The 15,917-nt window shown below is 63.5% G+C and carries 12 protein-coding genes and 1 pseudogene; 7 read left to right on the forward strand and 6 right to left on the reverse strand.

What is annotated here, in order from left to right; genetic code table 11:
- Window positions 1-849 (reverse strand): annotated as a pseudogene (locus A2J03_RS07235) (glycerol-3-phosphate 1-O-acyltransferase); the annotation flags it as partial.
- Between the two features lie 282 nt (window positions 850-1,131).
- Between A2J03_RS07235 and A2J03_RS07240 the strand changes: the two are divergent.
- The 3 genes from A2J03_RS07240 to A2J03_RS07250 all read left to right on the forward strand — a co-directional run bounded on the left by A2J03_RS07240 (window position 1,132) and on the right by A2J03_RS07250 (window position 5,021).
- Window positions 1,132-1,890: a DUF6319 family protein gene (locus A2J03_RS07240; RefSeq protein WP_068371429.1), complete on the forward strand. Its 759-nt coding sequence runs from the start codon at window positions 1,132-1,134 to the stop codon at window positions 1,888-1,890.
- A gap of 99 nt (window positions 1,891-1,989) precedes the next feature.
- The gene (locus tag A2J03_RS07245; protein WP_068371436.1) at window positions 1,990-2,646 is read left to right on the forward strand and encodes a peptidase S1 family protein; all 657 of its coding nucleotides are present in this window, start codon (window positions 1,990-1,992) and stop codon (window positions 2,644-2,646) included.
- Window positions 2,647-2,858: 212 nt separating this feature from the next.
- Window positions 2,859-5,021: an MFS transporter gene (locus A2J03_RS07250; RefSeq protein ID WP_197480651.1), complete on the forward strand. Its 2,163-nt coding sequence runs from the start codon at window positions 2,859-2,861 to the stop codon at window positions 5,019-5,021.
- A gap of 189 nt (window positions 5,022-5,210) precedes the next feature.
- Here A2J03_RS07250 and ilvD read toward each other — a convergent pair whose 3' ends face one another.
- Complete coding sequence (ilvD, locus tag A2J03_RS07255) at window positions 5,211-6,917, reverse strand: dihydroxy-acid dehydratase (protein ID WP_068371437.1); 1,707 nt, start codon at window positions 6,915-6,917, stop codon at window positions 5,211-5,213.
- A gap of 94 nt (window positions 6,918-7,011) precedes the next feature.
- Window positions 7,012-7,620 carry an LppU family putative lipoprotein gene (lppU, locus tag A2J03_RS07260; protein WP_231912406.1) on the reverse strand — a complete coding sequence of 203 codons (609 nt, stop codon included), beginning with the start codon at window positions 7,618-7,620 and terminating at the stop codon, window positions 7,012-7,014.
- A 128-nt stretch (window positions 7,621-7,748) separates the two neighbouring features.
- On the opposite strand from lppU, the gene A2J03_RS07265 reads away from it, so the two are divergent.
- Both A2J03_RS07265 and A2J03_RS07270 read left to right on the forward strand, forming a co-directional pair.
- Window positions 7,749-8,792: an ATP-dependent DNA ligase gene (locus A2J03_RS07265; RefSeq protein ID WP_068371438.1), complete on the forward strand. Its 1,044-nt coding sequence runs from the start codon at window positions 7,749-7,751 to the stop codon at window positions 8,790-8,792.
- Window positions 8,793-9,875, forward strand: a complete 1,083-nt coding sequence (locus A2J03_RS07270; protein WP_068371439.1) for a DNA polymerase domain-containing protein — start codon at window positions 8,793-8,795, stop codon at window positions 9,873-9,875.
- A gap of 94 nt (window positions 9,876-9,969) precedes the next feature.
- On the opposite strand, the gene nhaA is transcribed toward A2J03_RS07270, so the two are convergent.
- On the reverse strand, window positions 9,970-11,829 hold the full coding sequence (gene nhaA / locus A2J03_RS07275) for a Na+/H+ antiporter NhaA (RefSeq protein ID WP_068371442.1): 1,860 nt from the start codon (window positions 11,827-11,829) through the stop codon (window positions 9,970-9,972).
- Window positions 11,830-12,104: 275 nt separating this feature from the next.
- On the opposite strand from nhaA, the gene A2J03_RS07280 reads away from it, so the two are divergent.
- Entirely contained in the window at window positions 12,105-13,130 is a 1,026-nt protein-coding gene (locus A2J03_RS07280; protein WP_068371445.1) for a zinc-binding metallopeptidase family protein, read from the forward strand.
- A 166-nt stretch (window positions 13,131-13,296) separates the two neighbouring features.
- Window positions 13,297-14,046 (forward strand): GAF and ANTAR domain-containing protein, encoded by a 750-nt coding sequence (locus A2J03_RS07285; protein ID WP_231912407.1) that lies wholly within the window; start codon window positions 13,297-13,299, stop codon window positions 14,044-14,046.
- Here A2J03_RS07285 and A2J03_RS07290 read toward each other — a convergent pair.
- Together A2J03_RS07290 and A2J03_RS07295 are read right to left on the reverse strand one after the other, a co-directional pair.
- Window positions 14,043-15,317 carry an EAL domain-containing protein gene (locus A2J03_RS07290; RefSeq protein ID WP_082897662.1) on the reverse strand — a complete coding sequence of 425 codons (1,275 nt, stop codon included), beginning with the start codon at window positions 15,315-15,317 and terminating at the stop codon, window positions 14,043-14,045. The two genes, A2J03_RS07285 and A2J03_RS07290, sit on opposite strands and share 4 nt — an antisense overlap.
- An 11-nt stretch (window positions 15,318-15,328) precedes the next feature.
- On the reverse strand, window positions 15,329-15,916 hold the full coding sequence (locus A2J03_RS07295; RefSeq protein WP_156520255.1) for a class I SAM-dependent DNA methyltransferase: 588 nt from the start codon (window positions 15,914-15,916) through the stop codon (window positions 15,329-15,331).
- Window position 15,917: the final 1 nt, after the last annotated feature.

Consider the following 15,917-nt stretch of genomic DNA (forward strand, 5'->3'; position numbering starts at 1 on the left):
CACGTGGTTGAGCGGGAGCCCCTCGGTCAGCAGCGCCGGCCGCAGCACGAGTGGGTCCAGGTAGGAGCGGTGGTTGGGAAGGAACACCAGAGGATGCTTCTTGTTGAGCTCGCGGACCCGCTGCAGCTTGGTCCGGTCGACATCGACCTTGTAGGCGCGCGAGAAGTAGGCACCGAGGGTCCCCCACATTTCGACCGCGCGTCGGGTTTCGGTCGCGACCATCTCGTGCAGAATGCCGTGGACACGTCGCTCGACCTCGGCGATGTCCTCGCCGACGTCCGCTGCGAGGTCGGCCATACCGTCGTGAAACTTCTTCTGCTCCGTCATCTCCTCGACGACGAAACGGGGAATCTTGTACTCGGAGCCGATGACGTCGCGCTCCGCCCGGTCGAGAGCCAGGGTGGCCTGTCGCCGGATGAACGAGGACAGGGAAGTGCCCCCGGCCTTGTCGAATCGGCTCGCAAGATCGTGCAGGGTGGCCGGCTCGCCGACGAGTACCGCCGAGTGATCGGGATCGTCGCCCTGCACCCAGCGCTGCCACGCCTTGGTCGGAAGCGAGTTCCCGCGGGGCGCAAATGCGCGACGCAGAATCCCACCCCGGCGTTTCTCCGAGAGCGTCACGCGAAGCGGGATCAACAGTGGATCCTCGGCGATTCCTCGAACCGTTTCGGCTACCTCGTGTGCCGCTTCACCGGACAGGACCACCGACGGCGGACGCTGCTCGCCGTCGGGGGTGGTGGAGTCGATCCATTGATTCAGTGCCTGGACTTCCAGTGTCGATGCAGCGTCGAGCAAATACACCTGTTGCCCGTCGGCCGTATTCTGTTCACCCGTGTCGACGTGGTACATCGAGACCCTCCCATTCGAGTACCGCAGGCGGGTACTCGGCCAGGTTACGGGGGTGCAGCCGTCGACATGCCAGTTTCACGGTTGCCATCTCGGCAGCAGTGGAATGCGTCGCCCCGCGTGCGTCCGACGGGCAGGTTCGGGCGGGAATCGACAGCTTCGTGAAGTGGTCGGCACACGCGGTTCGAAAAGCGCTCGGGGACAGTAGGGCCGCGTCCACGATCGAATGTTGGTCGAAGGTGTGGGACAGTATTCGCAAACACTTTCGAGAGAGGGCAGCTACCGATGCCACCGCGTAGACGATCGACTGCGAACGAATCACTGACGAGCGAGAATCTCGCGACGCTGGCAACCGCCCTCGCCGAAGGCCGCCGGGCCACCGTGTACCTGATCGAGCCGACGCCCAGTCTCGGGCTCCCGGCGGGCACCTCGGCGAAGGTCGTCTCGATCGACGGAACCACGGTGACCATCAGCCCGAAGGGCGTCAACGACGAGCTGCCCTTCGAAGCGGAGGAACTCCGTATCACCCGAAATTCGTCCAGTGGGACAGCGGCGAAGCCGGCTCCGACATCGGTCGCGAAGCCCGCTGCGAAGCCGGCCATCGCGGAATGGACGGAACCGGCTCCCAAGCCGGCATCTCCCAAGTCCGCCCCGAAACCAGCAGTGGCGTCCAAGGCGGTGGCGTCCAAGGCGGTGGCGTCGAGTTCGGGAGTCTCGGGCACGGTGCCGTCGAAGGCACCAGCGTCGGGAACTCGGAAGGGTAAGAAGGGGCCCGAGAGCGTCAGCGTCACCATTCACGCGGGAGCCGACAACGACTGGTCCGTGACGGTAACTCACGGCGCGCGTCGACCGGGCAAGGCGCAACCTGTCTCGCCGGAATCGGTTTCTCGGGCGGTACGGGAACTGGGCGACGATTCAGCCCGTGACGCCGTGGAAGCAGTCATTTCCCATGCCAGGGAAGAAGCTGCATCGCGAGTGGCCGAGTTGAGTCGTCAACTCGAGGAGGCGCGGTCGACTTTGGCGGCGTTGGAGTCCGAACGCTGACTGCGTCTCATCGCACGAAACGGACACGAATCGGCACGCACTCGTCCATTGGTGGTACTTATTGCTAGGGTTCTGCGGACACCGCTGGAGAGGGAATACATGTTGAAGAAGTTCATGCTCGTCGCCGTGGCGGCAGCCGCTTTTGCTGCAAGCTTCGGCGTCGGGACCGCATCTGCTGCGGCTCCGGCGGTACTGGGGGGTGGTTCCGGAATCATCGTGAACAACGCTGCCGAGTGCACTCTGACGACCATCGGCAACGACCGTGAAGGCCGCCTCGTCGGTCTCACCGCTGGTCATTGTGGTGGCGCAGGGGCAACTGTCGTGCCGGAGTACGACCCGTCGGCTGGAGTCGTCGGACGGATCGCGTTCTCCAATCCGGAGTACGACTACGCAGTCATCGAGTTCGATCGGGCGAAGGTCATTCCGGTCAACCGCATCGGGAACGTGACCATCTCTCAGATCGGTCCGCCCGCGACGTTCCCGAACATCGTGTGCAAGGAAGGCCGCACCACCGGCAACACCTGTGGCGTCGCGTACGGGGACATTCTGCAGTCGCAGGAGACGTGGTCGCAGTTGTGCGTCGTCGAAGGCGATTCCGGAAGCCCGGTCGTCGTCGGCTCCACTCTGGTCGGCATGGTCAACGCGTACCTGGGCGTCGCGTGCTTCGGCCCTCAGGTCGGAACCAACATCGACGCGATTCTGCGACACATCGATGCCGGTAACGCTGTGGGAGCTGGGTTCGTACCGATCCCGTAGTTCTTCTACCCGCCTTCGGCGGATCAATGTGCCACCGCGTCAGTTCGATTGACACGGTGGCACATTCGTATCCGGAGGTAGCACCGGCGGTCATCCCGGTGTTCTCGTGTGTAACGGGCGCCACAAAGAATTGCGCACTCTAGCGCAACCTTCCTAGGCTGCACAGCACTGCGCGCGGTGTGTCGCACGTGGTGCATAGGGGGGGAACACACATGACACTGCTTGCGATGACTCCTGTCCAGGAGATGGAAAGACCGTACGCGAAACGTTGGGCCGCGCTGGGGGTGCTGTGCCTGAGTTTGCTGGTCGTCGTCATGGCGAACACATCGCTGCTGGTCGCCGCGCCCGCAATGACGTTGGATCTGAATCTGTCCAGCAGTGACCTGCAGTGGATCATCGACGGCTACACCGTGCCGTATGCGGCATTGATGTTGCTGTTCGGGGTGATCGGGGACAAGTACTCTCGTCGCGGCGCGCTGCTACTCGGCCTGCTGATCTTCACTGCAGGATCGGTTGCGGGTGCGTTGACCGACGCCACGGTCGGAGTGATACTTGCTCGAGTCGTGATGGGCGTCGCCGCCGCGATCGTCATGCCCGCCACGTTGTCGCTTCTCGTCGCGACGTTCCCCAAGCGCGAACGCGCAACCGCCGTCACCATCTGGGCGGCTACCTCGGGCTTGGCTATCGCGATGGGTCCGCTGCTCGCCGGTTGGTTGCTCGAAAGCTATTGGTGGGGTTCGAGTTTTCTCATCAACGTTCCGATCACGGTGTTTGCTATCGTTGCCGCGATCGCATTGGTGCCCCCGTCTCGGGCGGTGGATCCCGGCAGGGTCGACTGGCTCGGTGGCTTGCTGTCGGTGCTTGCGGTATCGACGGTCGTCTACGCGATCATCGAGGGAATGCACTTCGGATGGAGTGTCGGGCCAACGTACTTCGCTAGTGTCGGCATGCTGAGCATCGGTGCGTTCATCGCGTGGGAGTTGCGGCATCCCAACCCACTTCTCGACGTTCGGGCCTTCCGTTCGCGGATGCTCAGCGGTGCAGTGTTGGCTGTGTTGCTGTTCTTCCTCGTCACTTTCGGTGTCATTTACTATGTGGCGCAGTATCTTCAGTTCGTGCTGGACTTCGGTCCGGTGTCGACGGGAGTGCACCTGCTACCCCTTGCCGGCGCCGTGTTCGTGGGATCTGGCATCACCCAGTGGCTGACGCCCAAAGTCGGCATGAAGTACACCGTTACCGCGGGCATGGTCGTCGGGACGCTCTTGGTGGTGTCCATGCTCGGAATCGATACCACCGCAACGTATATGGACTTCGTACCCGTACTCGCGCTTCTCGGAATCGGTATCGGGCTCAGCGTGTCACCGTGTACCGATGCCATCATGGCCGAATTTCCGGACAACAAGCTGGGCGTAGCCGGTGGACTGAACGACACCGCTCTCGAACTTGGCGGCTCACTCGGAATCGCAGTTCTCGGATCCGTCCTCGCGACGACCTACCGCGGCGGCATCGTCGACTTCTTGACTGGTTTCCCCGGCAAGGGACCGGACGGTCAGCCGACAGCGCAGGCGGCGCAGGCAATCGAGGCGTCAGGTGACTCGGTTGCGGGAGCAGTCATCGTCGCAGACATCATGCGGGAGAACCCATTTCTCTCCGGCTACGCAGACAACTTGCAGGCCAATGCGATCAGCTCGTTCGTCGGTGCTGTCACGCATACCTCGCTGATCGCTACCGTCGTCTTCGCGCTGGGTGCGGTGATCGTCGGAATTCTGCTCCCCGCTCCGACCAGGCGAGCACTTCCGGCGCCGACACTCTCCGTCGTTCCGGCCGCCTTCGAGATGGGTGATTTCGAGCCGGCTGGGGCGACTGGGCCGACTGGGCAGGCGACCGTCGGGTTCGACAAGAGGGTAGCCCGGGAAGTGGCCGAGCTCGAGCATCTCCTCGATCAGCCGTCGGCTCCGAAGCATGCGCTCATCGAGCACGACAAGCCGGTCGTCGAAAAGCCATTGAAGATCGAAACTGTTTCTGCTGCAATACTTTTGGCCGAAGACGAAATCGCCCGACCTAGCATCTACCAGCTGGCGGCAAAGGTGTTCGAGGTTCAAGCAGCCGCAGCAGAGGAGGCAGCGCTGGAAGATGCCGGCCACCTGAACATCCACCAGCTTGCTCTCGCCGACATCGCCCGAAAGCGTCGAGAATCGGCAGAGGAGGAACTCGACGCTGCACTCGATCTCGCCGAACTACCCGTCATGCGGCGTGCACCGAAACCCGTCAGCCGTTCGAGCCAGGTGAACTTCTACGAGTACGGCGACTCGGTCTACCGTAGGCGCGCCGAGCTCGAGGAGCGGTCGAGCTCGGTCTGGGCGATGCCGCTGTAGTGGCGATGCCGCTGTAGTTTTGGGGGCCGGCCCGGACCGCTTGAATGGACCTTTGCAGCTATCTGATCGTATGGATGGACCATTCAAGCGATGGTGGGCTGGCGCTCGGACCGCTTGAATGGACCTTTGCAGCTATCTGATCGTATGGATGGACCGTTCAAGCGATCCCGGGGGTCGTGAGCGGACCGCCTAGATCAGCACCGCACCCTCCGACGCCGATCCGACGAGCTTGGCGTACTTGGCCAACACTCCGCGGGTGTAGCGGGGCGGGAGTGGTGCCCAACCCTGCTTGCGTGCTTCGAGTTCCGCGTCGTCGACGAGAAGGTCGAGAGTCCCCTTGCCGACGTCGAGGCGGATCTGGTCGCCGGCGCGTACGAATGCGACGGGGCCGGCGTCGACGGCTTCGGGTGCCACGTGCCCGACGCACAGGCCGGTGGTACCTCCCGAGAAGCGCCCGTCGGTGAGGAGCAGAACGTCCTTACCCAGGCCTGCGCCCTTGATCGCACCGGTGATGGCCAGCATCTCTCGCATGCCCGGTCCACCTTTGGGGCCCTCGTAGCGGATCACGACCACGTCGCCTGCGGCGATGGTGCCGTCCTCCAGTGCGTCCATCGCTGCACGTTCCCGTTCGAAAACCCGTGCAGTGCCGACGAACACGTCGGAATCGAAGCCGGCGGACTTCACGACGGCCCCGCCTGGTGCAAGTGAGCCCTTGAGGATCGTGATGCCTCCCGTCGGGTGAATCGGTTCGCTCATCGCGCGTAGAACCTTGCCGTCCGGATCGGGCGGGGCGATGTGAGCGAGGTTTTCGGCGACGGTCTTTCCGGTGACGGTGAGGCAGTCGCCGTGCATGAGCCCGGCGTCGAGCAGCGCCTTCATCACGACCGGTACTCCGCCGATGGCGTCGACGTCGGTCATGACGTGCTTGCCGAACGGTTTGACGTCAGCGAGGTGGGGAACTTTGGAGCCGATGCGGGTGAAGTCGTCGAGCGTCAGATCCACCTCTGCTTCATGTGCGATGGCAAGCAGGTGCAGAACCGCGTTGGTCGAGCCGCCGAAGGCCATGACGACCGCGATGGCGTTCTCGAATGCTTCCTTCGTCATGATGTCGCGAGCGGTGATGCCGCGACGCAGCAGTTCCACCACTGCTTCGCCGCTCGCGTGTGCGAACTGATCTCGTCGACGGTCGGGTGCCGGCGGAGACGCGCTGCCGGGCAACGACATACCGAGTGCCTCGGCTGCGCTGGCCATCGTGTTCGCGGTGTACATCCCGCCACAGGCGCCTTCGCCGGGGCAGATTGCACGTTCGATGGTGTCGACGTCTTCGCGGGACATCAAGCCACGTGAACATGCGCCCACCGCCTCGAACGCGTCGATGATGGTGACCTGGTGTTCGCTGCCGTCGGACAGGGTTGCGAAACCGGGCAGCGTCGAACCGGCGTACAGGAAGACGCTCGCCAAGTCGAGCCGAGCCGCGGCCATGAGCATTCCGGGAAGGGACTTGTCGCAGCCCGCGAGAAGCACTGATCCGTCGAGGCGTTCGGCGCTGACGACGGTTTCGACGCTGTCGGCGATGACCTCACGTGAGACCAACGAGAAGTGCATTCCTTCGTGGCCCATCGAGATGCCGTCGGACACCGAAATGGTGCCGAACTCGAGCGGGAACCCGCCGGCCGCATGGACCCCAACCTTCACGGCCTTGGCGAGGCGTTCGAGAGACAGGTTGCACGGGGTGATCTCGTTCCACGACGATGCAACGCCGATCTGCGACTTCGACCAATCTTCGTCGCCCATTCCGACGGCACGCAACATGCCTCGGGCCGCGGTCTTTTCCAATCCGTCGGTGACATCGCGGCTCCGTGGCTTGATGTCCGGTGAATCGTTCTCGGTCGACATGACACTCCTGACCTGTACTTCGATAGCGGGGCTAGGTGACAAGCCTAAACCTGCTCGTGAGTACCGATCGCCGGGGAGGACGCGAGGCAGTGCTCTACAGATCCTCCACACAGACGATGAAGTTGCGTTCGTCGTAGGAGAACCCGCTGGTCGCATCGGATGCGCAGTCGTTCACTTCAGTCGTGCCTTCCAGTATCTCGACAACTCTGACGGTGTCGAAGCCCGGTGAGCTGCACTCGACACGTTCGGGGTCATCGGCGACCGGGAAGTCCATGCATCCACCGACTACCCAGTCGACGTCGAGACACAATGCACCCTGCTCGACGTCGTCGAAGGTCTCGTAGTAGTACTGGTCCACGTCCGACACGCACTCGGCGTTGGTCGGTGCTTTGCCGACGACCTTGTAGTTGGAGTCGGGACTACCGCACGTCGCGTTGTCGATCGTTGCCGCCGTCATCGTGCCACCGAGTTCGACGCATTCGCCGATCTCCACGTCGATGTCGATGTCTACGTCGTCGCCTCCCCGGCCGGACGGTGCGGCGCTCGTAGTGGTCTGGGCGGTGCTCGACGACGAGGTCACGACGTCGCCGGAAGCTGGAATTGCGCGCGGAGTGACATCGGAACTGCAGCCCGCGAGCAGAAGGGCGCTGCAGGCCATCACGGTGAGCGCTGCGCTGCGGAGCGTGCGATAGAGGGGGGTCACGATCGGTCCTTTGATCTTCGGGAGTCTGCACAAAATTGGGAGCCAAGTAAAAATATCCCTTCTGCGCCGATTTCGGGGGGTGAAAGAAATTCCATCCAACCCGTGGTCGGTCAGGCAGTATTGACCTCGTGGACCTACCGATTTCGTGGCCGCTCGCGCCGATGCTCGCCAAAGCAGCCAAGATCGTGCCCGCTCAACCGTCCGACGGACCGCCGCAGTGGTCGTACGAACCCAAATGGGACGGCTTTCGAGCAATCGTCTTTCGCGACGGCGACGAGGTGATTCTCGGCTCCCGCGGCGGCAAGGACCTGGCCCGCTACTTTCCGGAGCTGGTCGAATCCATACGACGAGAGCTGCCGGAGCGGGTCGTCGTCGATGGTGAGATCGTCGTTCCGCGTGAGATCGACGGTCGGACTCGGCTCGATTGGGATGCTCTGTCGGAGCGAATTCACCCCGCCGACTCTCGTGTACAGATGCTGGCCGAGAAGACACCGTCGATGTTCGTCGGCTTCGACTTGCTGGCCCTCGGGACGAAGGATCTGATGGGTGAGCCGTTCAGCACGCGTCGGGCACAGTTGTTGGAGGTGCTCAGTGGCGGCGACCGCTGCCAGGTGACGAGTACCACCGACGATGCAGCAACCGCGCAGGATTGGTTCGAGAGGTTCGAGGGCGCCGGGCTCGATGGTGTGGTCGCAAAGAAGCTCGACGGTGTGTACCTGCCGAACAAGCGCGAGATGATCAAGATCAAGCACGCACGAACGGCGGACTGCGCCTTGATCGGCTATCGAGTTCACAAGTCCGGCAACGGAATAGGATCACTGCTTCTCGGACTGTACGACGGTGACGAACTCAGGATGATCGGAGGGGCCTCGGCCTTCACCGACAAGCGCCGAGTGGAAATCCTCGAGGAGCTGCAACCGCTTCGCACCGGTGAAGAGCCGAAGTCGGGGGAGGCCAATCGGTGGACGTCGAACAAGGATCGCAGTTGGGTTCCGCTGCGCGTCGAACGCGTCGTCGAAGTCGCCTACGACCAGATGGAAGGTGAACGGCTCCGTCACGCAGCACGATTCCTGCGGTGGCGTCCGGACCGTGATCCGAAGTCCTGCACCTACGAGCAACTCGAAGTCCCCGTCAGCTACGACGTCGCTGATGTCATTGCCGGAGGCATCTAGATGGCCGGGAAGACGCCGCCGGCGTTCGTGGATGCCGGCGGGCGCGAGGTGCGGGTCTCGAGTCCGGACCGCATCATCTACGAAGCCACCGACCGGACACCACAGATCACCAAGTTGGAGGTCTGCGAGTTCTACGCGGCCATCGGTGAACCGCTGATGCGGGCGATCGGCGAACGTCCGACCGCCATGGAACGGTGGCCGGACGGCTACCGGGAAGGAATGCGACTTGCGGTGGGGCCGCAGGACAAGGAGGGCGACGGCTTCTATCAGAAGCGCCTGCCCAAGGGGGCACCCGACTGGATCGAGACGGTCGAGATCGCCTTTCCGAGCAAGAGAACCGCAGACGAGCTGTGCCCGAGTGAATCCGCTGCCGCGGTGTGGGCTGCGCAGATGGGCACCTTGACGTTCCATCCGTGGCCTGTGCGCCGGCCGGACGTCGACCATCCCGACGAACTCCGACTCGACCTCGACCCCCAGCCTGGAACTTCGTTCGCAGACGCTCAGCGGGTGGCGGAGGTGACTCGCGAGCTGTTGGAGGAGCTGGGTCTTCGTGGGTACCCCAAGACGAGTGGGAACCGGGGGATTCACATCTACGTCCGGATCGAACCCGACTACACGTTCGAGCAAGTGCGGCACGCAGCCATCGGGCTCGGCCGTGAACTGGAGCGTCGAGACGACGGCGTCACGACCGCATGGTGGAAAGAAGAACGCGGAGAACGCATCTTCCTGGACTACAACCAGAACAACCGTGACCGCACCATCGCGAGTGCCTGGAGCTTACGGGCCAGGCCGGGTGCGCCGGTGAGTACGCCGATGACGTGGTCGCAACTGGCGTCCGTCACCGATCCCCGAGACTTCAATCTGGTGACCGTGGCAGACCATCTCGCGGACGGGGACCCGTGGGAGGACATGGATGCCTCGGCCTATTCGCTCGACCCGCTGCTGACATTGTGGGAAACCCTGCCTGGCGGGGAACTCAATTTCCCACCCGACTATCCCAAAATGCCCGGTGAGCCGCCTCGTGTTCAGCCGTCGAAGAAGGTTGCCGAGCATTGGGACGAGCAGGGAAATCGGGTGGAGTAGCGCCTCCGGCGCAGTGGCACGGTTAAGTGCATCCTGACCTACCTAAACGCGCCACTGCGGCGGAGCCGCGCAGAGTTACTGCGGCGGAGCCGCATCACACCCGGTACGCCTCCAACTCTCGGATTAGCGACGCGGCGTCGTACGGTCCGGTGTGCCGGATCAGATTTCGGTCACCGAGGCCGAGGTAGAACGTCGGGGTTCCGTCGACGTCACTGGACGCGGCATCGAGTTCGTCGTCTTCGACCCGCACCACGTAGTCGCCGGTGCGGAGATCCTCCTCGAACCGTTCCACGTCGAGTCCGAGTTCTTGCGCGTAGCCGTCGATGTCGTCGGGTTCGAGTGCGTCGCTGTGTGCGAACAGCACATCGGCCATCTCCCAGAACTTGCCCTGAGCGGCTGCTGCTTCGCTGGCGTGCGCTGCGTATCGCGCATGCGGATGGTAGTCGTCGAGAGGCAGGTGCCGGAACACGTAGCGAACGTCGTCACCGAAGTGCATCCGAACCTCTCGGATGCTGCCGGTTGCCTTGCTGCAGAACGGGCATTCGAAGTCGCCGTACTCGACGATCGTCAGGGTCGCGTCCACCGGCCCGCGGATATGATCGCGTTTCGGGTCGACCGGACGCAGGATGCGGTGCGACGTCTCCTGCCGCGGCGGATGAATGCGTGCGTCGATCCGGAACAACAGCCATCCGAGCGCCGCCGCGATCACCGATGCGGCGAGCACGCCGACACGTGCCTCGTCGGCGAGCAGTTCGTCGTCGAGGGCGAGGTCGACGATGAACAGTGAGATCGTGAAGCCGATCCCCGACAGTGCGGCACCACCGGCGATGTGTGAGAGGGTCAACCCAGGGGCCAGTGCCGACGGCTTCATCTTGGCGAACAGTGCTGCAGCGCCGGTGATTCCAACGAGCTTTCCCAGCACGAGGCCGACGATGATGCCCCACGTCAGGGGTGAGGTGGCCGACGCCCGGAGCGTCTCACCGCTCAATACGACGCCCGCGTTGGCGAGCGCGAAGATCGGCACGATGATGAATGCCGTGTACGGCTGGTAAAGCCGCATCAGGCGCTCGTTGACCGACACTGCTTGGTCGAGTCCGAGTCTGGCGGCTCGCGCGTATTCGGGATTGGGCGATTGTCGGAACGCGCGAGTGAGGTCCGAGGCGCGTTCGACTTCGCTTCGTCGTGGTGGGTACACCGGGAGGATCAGTGCGATCATGACACCTGCGAGCGTCGGGTGGACGCCGGATTCGTAGAAGGCCACCCACGTCGCGATCGCGACGACGAAGTATCCGATGCCGCGCCAGACTTCGAACCGTCGTAGTAGTGCGATGACTGCCAGTCCGACGAATGCCAGTGCAAGAGGTATGATTTCGAGCTTGTCGGTGTAGAAGAACGCGATGATCGCCAATGCCCCCACATCGTCGGCGACCGCAAGCGTCAGCAGGAAGATGCGCAATCGTGCTGCCTTCTTCGGCCCGACCACTGCCAGGGCGCCGAGAACGAATGCGGTATCGGTCGAGATGACGACGCCCCATGCGCCGGACGCCTCGCCGGAGGGGTTGAGTGCCAGGAACAGCAGCGCAGGAATCGCGAGCCCGGCGAGGGCGGCGACGATGGGGATGCTGGCTCTGGAACGATCGGTGAGTTCGCCCATCGCGAACTCACGCTTGACCTCCAGGCCGACGACGAAGAAGAACAGGGCCATGAGACCGTCGTTGACCCAGTGCGCAAGGTCGAGTGAGATTCCGTGGTTGCCGACGGAGATCGACAGTTCCGTGTGCCAGAAGGTCTGATAGGTCTCGCCGAACGGTGAGTTGGCCCAGAGGAGTGCGGCGACAGTGGCCGCGAGTAGGAATCCAGCCGCGAGTGTCTCGCTGTTCCTGGCTCCCCGGGCCTCGGTGAGTCGCTGGGCGAACCGCCGAGCCGGCGAGAGAGCGGGCGTCATGTCTGCCATCGTCGAACCGATCCAGGGATCGTGGTCGTGCTCATGGTGTGAAAATCCCCTCCGGTGGCCCAGTCGCGTGAACTACTCTTGCAGTAGTCCGGAAGCCGCGCACAGCAACCCAACGCGGTATCGGAGAGATTGCTTCCATCGAAGCTGGTCTGCGTTATGCAATCGTGATGTTTCTGTGACCCACCCCGTAGGGAATGTATGGCGTTGCCGACGTATGCACAGGCAACCATTGATCGTTCTGCTCACTAAGCACCAAATTTCAGGAAGTCGGGATCATGCGTGCCTTGATCTGCCGCAAATGCGGTCAGAAGTTGTCCTTCGAGAATTCGCTGTGCCTCAACTGCCACAGTGCTCTCGGCTTCCACCTCCCCTCGCGATCCCTCCTCGTGCTCCCGGGCAAGGCCGACGACGGTGCTGCCGAGGTCGAGGTCGACGGCACCGCGTGGAAAGTGTGCGGCAACCTGACCACGGCGAAGTGCAACTGGCTCGTCGATACCGACGAGGGCGAAGAGCTCTGCGTCTCGTGCAGGCTGACCCACACCCGACCCGCCGACGAAGACCTCGAAGCGATGGCGGCCTACGCCGACGCCGAGACCAACAAGCGCCGTGTGGTGCTCGAGCTGACCGAGCTGGGGCTGCCGATCGTCGGCCGTGACGAGGATCCCGCGACCGGACTCGCATTCGATCTGCTGTCGAGTGCGAACACCCAGGTGATGACCGGCCATGCGGACGGTCTCATCACGTTGGACCTCGCGGAGGGCAACGATGTCCACCGCGAGCAGTTGCGAGTATCGATGTCCGAGCCGTACCGGACGCTCGTCGGCCATTTCCGACACGAAATCGGCCACTACTACCAGTTGGTTCTCGTCGGGACCGGCGAGAACCGGCCGCGCTTCGAGGAGTTGTTCGGCAACCCCGACGACGACTACCAAGCTGCACTCGACCGGCATTACAACGAAGGAGCTCCCGACAACTGGGAGGACGACTACGTCTCGTCGTACGCGACGATGCACCCGGCCGAGGACTGGGCCGAGACGTTTGCGCACTACCTGCACATCAGGGACACGCTCGACACCGCCGCGGCGTTCGGTATGGCGCCTGCAGGCTCGACTCTGGACAGCCCGCTGCCGGGCGATGTCGGCTTCGATCAGATCATCGAATGGTGGCTGCCGCTCTCCTGGGCGCTCAACCAGATCAACCGATCGATGGGGCATCAGGACCTGTATCCGTTCGTGTTGCCGCCGACCGTGCTGGACAAGATGCGGTTCGCTCACCAGCTCCTTGCGCCAAGTGCTCTCTGAACGAGGGTATTGTTTGCCTCCCGGCCACCGGCCGGGACGAGCTTCGGCGGAGGTGGTTCCCATCAGCGAGCAGAGTCTCGATGAAGGCATGCAGTCGGCGACGGTCGTCGACCCCGACCCACCCCTTGTCTCGACGCCTGCGCCTGCCCCCGACTTCGGGCAGCGGATGGCTTCGGTGGCCAGGGCGCTCCGCCGTGAGCACAGCGACCCCGATCGGACGCTCCTCGCCATCACCGAGTCCGCGGTCATGAACGTTCCGGCGGCGGAATCGGCAAGTATCACCACGGTGTTGCGCGGCCAGTTCGTACACAGTGCGGCCCTGGCAGGCGAGCTGGCGGCGGAATGCGACGCATTGCAGGAGACGCTGCGCGAGGGTCCCTGCCTGGAGTCGGCCATCGAGCAGAGGACCATTCGCATCGACGATATGGACAGCGACGATCGCTGGCCGCGCTTCGCCGCGGAGGCGTCCCGGTTGGGCGTCAAGAGCATGATCTGTTTCCAGCTGTATGTGGAGGGCTACAACTTCGGGGCGCTCAACCTGCACTCGACGAGGGTGCGCGCATTCGGTGAGGATGCCGAATCCATCGGCGCACTGTTCGCCGCGCATGCCGCGATCGCGTTCTCGAGTGCACGTGAGGAGCAGCAAATACGTGCGGCTCTGACCACCCGCGACGTCATCGGTCAGGCAAAAGGCATGTTGATGGAACGCTACGGTTTGGGCGCGCAGGCCGCGTTCGCGCTGCTGTCCAAGCTGTCGCAGGACACCAATACCCGTCTCGCCGATCTCGCGCACCAGGTTGTCGCGGACGCCGAGGACAGTGCGGAAGCAGGAAAAGGAATCGGCTCGGGGAAAGTCGTCGGTGAAGGTAAGGGCGTTGGTGCAGGTAAGGGCGTCACCGCGGGCGCGGAGCGTTAGAGACCGGTTCGTTCCACAGGCAATCTGAGCAGCAGGCTGCGCGCGCAGTCCACCGTCAATGCCGGGTCGTGGCTGAGTACGTACGAGAAGCGCCTGTCCATATCGGGACCGGTGTCGCCCAAGTCCTTCGCCGCGAGTACGGCCGAGAAATGCGGCGAGAGTACGACGACCACCCATTCCTCGCGCACCGGGTCGTCTGCCGCCAGGTCGGCGCCACGAACCTTGGGCGCCGGCTCGGCATCGATGCCGACGGCCAAGGCGCCGACTAGTGCGGCCCTCGACGCCATGACTTCCCAGCGTCGGGCAGTGAGCGCGGTGAAGTGCTCCCGCTTCTCGAACGAGCCCAGGATCACTGCTGTCTGAAGGCTTTGGCTGGCGATCGATTCGAGCCCCTTGCTTACTTCGACCAACAATCCCTTGGTGGACGGCTTCGACACCCTCCCGACCGCAGCCAGCTGATACGGGGACGATCTCGGCAGCGATCCGCGACCCGGTGATGTTCGAAAGTTCAACGGCGACAAGCGTTTCGACTGCTCGACCGGAACCGGATTCTGGTCGGTGAAGAACTTCCCCTGTCCGACGCGGGCGCCCAGTGCGATGGCTGTGCCGATGCCGTCCTCGGTGTCGATTCCTTCGGCCATGACAATGGCCCCGGTGCGTTCGGTATACGCGGCCACGGCGTTGACCACTCGCGCTGTGAATCTGCTCGGCTTGCGCGTGATGAGGGTTCGGTCGAGCTTGACGACATCGGGTTCCAGCAGCGGAAGCAAAGCCAGCGACTCCGGGCGCACGCCGACATGGTCGACGGCAATCGCCCAGCCGAGGCGTCGTACATCCGCCACGGCTCGCAGCAACTGCGAGGGCCTGCGGATCAACGATGTCTCGTCGAGTTGAAGAACGGCGGTACCCGCAGCTACCTCTCCCCGGTCCGGAAGATGCGGAAGCGTGTCCGGATCGATGGCGATGAACAGGGGCAAGTCCTGCAACGATTCGATTCGGGCTGCGCCGGCGACCGCTCCCGACCATCGAACCAGATCGAGATCGACGGTCATATCCATGGCTCGTGCCGCCGAGGACAGCGCAGCGGGGTTCGCGAACGCGGACTCTGCAGGCCCGCTGACGATGGCCTCGTAGCCGATGACCTCCCGGGTCAGCAGGTCGACGATGGGCGCGAAGTCGGTGTTCAGGCTGTCGGGACCGAGGAGGGATTCGAGGGCGCCACCGTCGTGGGTGTTCGTCGATGTCTTGCCAGTCGATGTCTCGTCGGTCATGGTCCCCCCAGTCATACCAGGCCCTCGATTCTTGCGACCGAGTCTGGTCTGTCGGTCGAAGCCGCGAACACTTCGAGTATCACATCCTCGTCGACATATCCGCCTATTCGGACCAATCCGTCGGTTGCAGCGATGATCCCGTGGACCTCGTCACCCGACTGTGGATAGTCTGCGACGGGATGCCGCCAGTGCACGGCCAGCAGTGTTCCGCCTGGTTCGAGATGGGTGATCGCGGTATCGAGTGCAGCACGGAGATCGAGTTCGTCCAGGTAGTAGCCGACTTCGCTGAGAACGATCAGATCGAACGTTTCGCCCTGGGCGACAACATCCCACGACTCCGTCAGCGACCACTCGACGAATTGCACGTGCTCGGAGTCGACTCGGGCCCCGGCAGATGCGAGAGCGGAGGCGACGATGTCGGTGGAGACGAGCGCATCGCAGCGTGCAGCGAGCTTCTCGGTCAGGATCCCGATCGAGCATCCTGGTTCGAGGGCGCGGCGGTACCGTGCACGGGGCAAAGCAGCCACGGTGAGGGCGTACTTGCGGTCCTCGTACCAGTTGTCGCCCAATCGGAACGGGTCGGCGTTGTCGGTGTAGATC

This window comes from Rhodococcus sp. EPR-157, assembly GCF_001647195.1.
Lineage (GTDB): Bacteria > Actinomycetota > Actinomycetes > Mycobacteriales > Mycobacteriaceae > Rhodococcoides.